The organism is Companilactobacillus paralimentarius DSM 13238 = JCM 10415, from assembly GCF_001434985.1.
Taxonomy (GTDB): Bacteria; Bacillota; Bacilli; order Lactobacillales; family Lactobacillaceae; genus Companilactobacillus; species Companilactobacillus paralimentarius.
On the sequence record NZ_AZES01000166.1, the window covers coordinates 1 to 4,418 of the forward strand.

Here is a 4,418-nt window from a genome sequence, read left to right on the forward strand (position 1 = left end):
CACTTGGATTCAATTTATTTTGTCCAAGTGGCTAACTTGTTATTGAAATTTTCGAGAATATTTTTTAGCCTAATTTGATTCCTGAATCCTTCAGTGCGGCATCGACTACGTTCATAACGATCATACTGTGTTTCATTCTTTCACTAGCAGCATTCATGTCATGCTGTTCAATCATCTGATTGAACGTTTTAAACTCTTCGTACATACGGTGTGGATGAACCTTCTTATCAATCTGTTCAGAATCAGCACCGTTTAATTGTTCACTGTAATCTTTCATTACATTAGTTGGTCCATCAACGACAATCGAACCTTTATTACCTTGAATAGTTGAAGTAACTTGGGCTGAACAATCTTTGGAAGCAATGCATACTACCTTTGTTTCTGGATAATCAAGCACCAAAATACCTGAAGTATCAACTCCTCGCATTACGTTGGCATAATAATGAACTGCTTTAGGAGCGCCCATCAAACCAATTACAAAATGAATATTATAAATATTCAAATCCATTAGAGCACCACCACCCTTTTTAGGGTCAAAAACTGGCAAAATTTTTCCAGCTAAGAAGGCGTCATAACGATGCGAATATTGTGAGTAATTACATTCAATCACCTTTAAGGAACCCAATTCTGGTAATGCCTGCTTCAATGATTGATAGTTAGACAAATACTGATTAGTAATTGCCTCAACCAAGATCAAGTCCTTAGTCTGAGCTAACTTACTTAACTCAACCAATTGAGCTGAATTCAATGTAAATGGCTTTTCACAAATAACATTTTTTCCAGCTTCCAATGCCATTTTAGAAAATTGATAATGTAGAAAATTAGGCAATGCTACGTATACCGTATCAATTTCTGGATCGGCCAAACACTCTTGAGCATCAGTATAAATCTTCTTAATCTGATTATTTTTTTGTAACTCTTCCATAGTTGGTAAATCTCTTGGTGTTCCCATAATCGCAGTTAATTCAACTTCAGGAATATCATGAATCATCGTTAAGAAATCTTTAACAATCATACCTGCTCCAAATATTGCTAATTTCATCCTATTTACCTTCTTTTTTCGTAATTTCATTTATACCGGTTTCAAGCATATGAATTTGATAGATAGTTTCTTCATCTTTAACTGTCTTTGGTTTGCCGTTGATAAGAGCATCATACAGTCCCTGATAAACTCGACTGTAATCACCAATTTCAGAAACAACTTTTTCTTGATGATATTGATTGCTATCATCTAAATAAGTTAAAGTACCGTAATCCTCTGGACGATCAATACCAAAGTCATCGTGATCAGGCATGTAAAAATGCTTCAAATCGATTTCTTGGCGATCCACATCTTGTTTGGCGAAGACACCTTTTTTTCCATAAACGGTAAAACTAGGACGTGGTACCAATCTAAAGAAACTTGATTTGACAGAAACCTTCATAATTCCGTAATACATATCAATATCAAAATAATCATTCATTCGATTTTCACCTAATAACTGACGAACATCGTAATGAACCTTATCTGCTTTACCAAAGTACGAAATCACTTGATCCAATGTGTGACAAGCATGACCATATAAGAAACTATGACCAACTGAGAACTGCTTTTCACCTTCTGGAACATAAGGACGAAAATAGTCATAGGTTGACTCAACTTCCAAGATATCTCCTAGTTTTCCACTTTCAATCACTTTTTTAACAGTTAGAAAATCTGAATCATAACGACGATTTTGATAGCATTGAATCAATAAATGTTTATCGTTCGCCAATTGGAATAATTCTCTAGCCTGAGCCTCTGTTTCCGTAAATGGTTTTTCTACTAACACATTCTTATTATGATTGAGTACTTCTTTTGCTAATTTATAATGTGCTCCAGCTGGAACCGATAAAACTACTAATTGAATTTCTGGATCATTATAAATATCATTTATGTCAGTTGTATATTTGATACCATCAATTTTCTTCCAAACATCGTGACTGATGTGACGGGCGTAAATTGTCTTTACTTTAATTTGATCTTTCAATTTTAGTGAAAATGGTAGATGATAACGATTAGCACTTTTACCATTCCCAATATATGCGATAGTCAATTTTTTCATAATTGATTCCTCCCTTTATCCATAAACATACTTTACAGTCAAAAAACTAAATTGATAACCTTTTGACTTGAAACTGGTCATTATGAACAAAGATAAGTATCAATTACACCAATCTCATAAACATTATGTTCAGTGGATTCGGTATAATCAGATTAAAAGGAGATCTATATATGCTTTTTTCAGATAGAATTACTCACATTAATGATTTGACCGATAATGAACAACGTATCGCTAAATACATCGAAAACAACTTAGATGCCGTTTCAACTATGGCAATTCAAACCTTAGCCTCAAAGACCTATACATCTCATTCGGCTATTGTTCGTTTTGCTAAAAAGTTAGATTACAGTGGCTTTCGGGCTATGCGCCAAGATATCAATAAGGACGTGCAACAAAACATCATTAAATTGAATGATGTTGACGCCAATTTTCCCTTCTCTTCGACTGATTCATCTGTTGATATTGCAAAAAATATTTCTGACTTAACTATCAACGCTGTAAAAAGAACTTTGGCCCAAATAAATGAAAAAGAACTAAACGCGGCTGCAGCCAAAATTATGGATAGCAAGCGCCTAGTTCTCTTTGCAATTGGTGACACACAAATTCGAGCTCGTGGTTTTCAGAGTAAACTTGTTAAGATTAATAAATTTGCCATCATTGCTGAGGAATACAGCGATGAATCATGGACTTCTGTTAATCTGGATGAAAACGACTTAGCTATTTTTCTTTCTTATACAGGTAACAGTGCTAATTATTTAAAATTAATAAAATTTTTAAAGCAACAGAAAGTACCTACACTTTTGGTGACTGGTAATCCTGACAGCAAAATGATTCAATACGCATCTCAAACCATTGCCATTATTCAAAACGAATACGATATTTTCAAAGTCAGCACTTTTGCTTCTCAAATCACTTTTGAATATTTATTGGACACTCTCTTTGCTATCGTTTACTCTCAATCATACAAAAAGAACTTAATTAAATTGCAGAATAACTACAATAAATTAACTTCAAATAACATTCTCGATAGTATTCCCGAAAATAAAAAAAGATCGTAAACATTATGTTTACGGTCTTTTTAGTTAAAGAACTTATTCTTCATCGTCATCTGCAGCAGCAGTATAAACTTCTGAAACATCTTCATCATCTTCAAGTTGATCAATCATATGTTGAAATTGTTCTTTTTTCTCTTCTGGAACAGGTGTAGTGTTTTGAGGAATCATTGTTAATTCTGAATCGGCAAGTTCGTAGCCCTTTTCGATCAAACCATCACGAACGGCTGCAAATTCTTTAGCTTCAGTATAGATTTCATAAGCGTCATCTGATGTTTGTAGATCATCAGCGCCAAGGTCCATGATATCCATCAAAACAGTATCTTCATCTTGGGTATTCTTTGTACGATCCAAAACAATGTAACCTTTACGGTCGAACATGTAAGCAACTGAACCACTTGAGCCCAAGCTTCCTCCGTTACGGGTAAATGCAACACGTACGGCAGAAGCAGTTCTGTTCTTGTTATCTGTTAAAGCTTCTACTAGAACTGCAACTCCACCTGGAGCGTAGCCTTCGTATGTAACTTCATCATAATGTTCATCACTGCCACCTTCAGCCTTGTCTAAGGCACGTTTGATGTTGTCCTTTGGCATATTAGCTGCACGAGCTTTATCTACGATTAAACGAAGGGCAGCATTATCGTTAGGATCGGCACCACCCGATTTAGCTGCCATGAATAACTCACGAGACAGCTTTTGGAAGATTTTACCACGTTTTGCATCTTGGGCACTTTTTCTACCTTGGATGTTATGCCATTTTGAATGTCCTGACATTTCTGTTTCCTTCTTTCATGATTATTGTAAACCGCATATAATTTTATCAAACTAATCGCGGTATTTCAATATCCGTAGGCTAAATAAACTATAAAAGAAGATATTTTCTTTAACTCAATTGAATTTTTTAAAATCTAAATTGATTAAGGTTAGAAACTCTAGTGTAATGCCTAATAGACGGACTTTGCCATCAGTATCATTTTCTGTTTATGAAAAAATTTTCAGATCATTAGTTGAATTTTCGCAAGCGCTTACTAAAGTGTTCTTAAAATTAGGCTATTTGTCACTCTTTAACTTCCGAAGACTTTCTAAAAGTACTTAAAAAAATCATTAATCCGTAAAACAGATTCTTTCTTAAGCTTGGTTAAAGTATGAATGTTATTAAATTTCCAATTCTTACTCCAGACTAAATAATATTTCAATTATTTTTCTTGCGATAAATATGTTTAATAGGCGAATTTTATAATCAAGTTAGCCACTTTCAATAAAAGCTCAAAATAAAAACACC

At 34.1% G+C, this 4,418-nt stretch carries 4 protein-coding genes; 1 reads left to right on the forward strand and 3 read right to left on the reverse strand.

The genetic code is table 11. From position 1 onward, the window contains the following. Nucleotides 1-64: 64 nt before the first annotated feature. On the reverse strand, nt 65-1,042 hold the full coding sequence (locus FD33_RS12340) for a Gfo/Idh/MocA family protein (protein ID WP_025086306.1): 978 nt from the start codon (nt 1,040-1,042) through the stop codon (nt 65-67). 1 nt (nt 1,043) lies between these two features. Next, nucleotides 1,044-2,084, reverse strand: coding sequence for a Gfo/Idh/MocA family oxidoreductase (locus FD33_RS12345; protein ID WP_034544512.1), 1,041 nt, complete (start codon nt 2,082-2,084; stop codon nt 1,044-1,046). A gap of 170 nt (nt 2,085-2,254) precedes the next feature. Here FD33_RS12345 and FD33_RS12350 point away from each other — a divergent pair, with 170 nt between their 5' ends. Continuing rightward, nucleotides 2,255-3,142: a MurR/RpiR family transcriptional regulator gene (locus FD33_RS12350; protein ID WP_056956014.1), complete on the forward strand. Its 888-nt coding sequence runs from the start codon at nt 2,255-2,257 to the stop codon at nt 3,140-3,142. 33 nt (nt 3,143-3,175) lie between these two features. Here the strand turns inward: FD33_RS12350 and FD33_RS12355 are convergent, their stop codons facing one another. Further along, complete coding sequence (locus FD33_RS12355; RefSeq protein WP_025086309.1) at nt 3,176-3,910, reverse strand: YebC/PmpR family DNA-binding transcriptional regulator; 735 nt, start codon at nt 3,908-3,910, stop codon at nt 3,176-3,178. Nucleotides 3,911-4,418: the final 508 nt, after the last annotated feature.

Bases quoted from the DNA above. Each gene is read 5' to 3' on its own strand.
- FD33_RS12340 (WP_025086306.1), bottom strand. From the start codon at position 1,042: ATGAAATTAGCAATATTTGGAGCAGGTATGATTGTTAAAGATTTCTTA.
- FD33_RS12345 (WP_034544512.1), bottom strand. From the start codon at position 2,084: ATGAAAAAATTGACTATCGCATATATTGGGAATGGTAAAAGTGCTAAT.
- FD33_RS12350 (WP_056956014.1), top strand. From the start codon at position 2,255: ATGCTTTTTTCAGATAGAATTACTCACATTAATGATTTGACCGATAAT.
- FD33_RS12355 (WP_025086309.1), bottom strand. From the start codon at position 3,910: ATGTCAGGACATTCAAAATGGCATAACATCCAAGGTAGAAAAAGTGCC.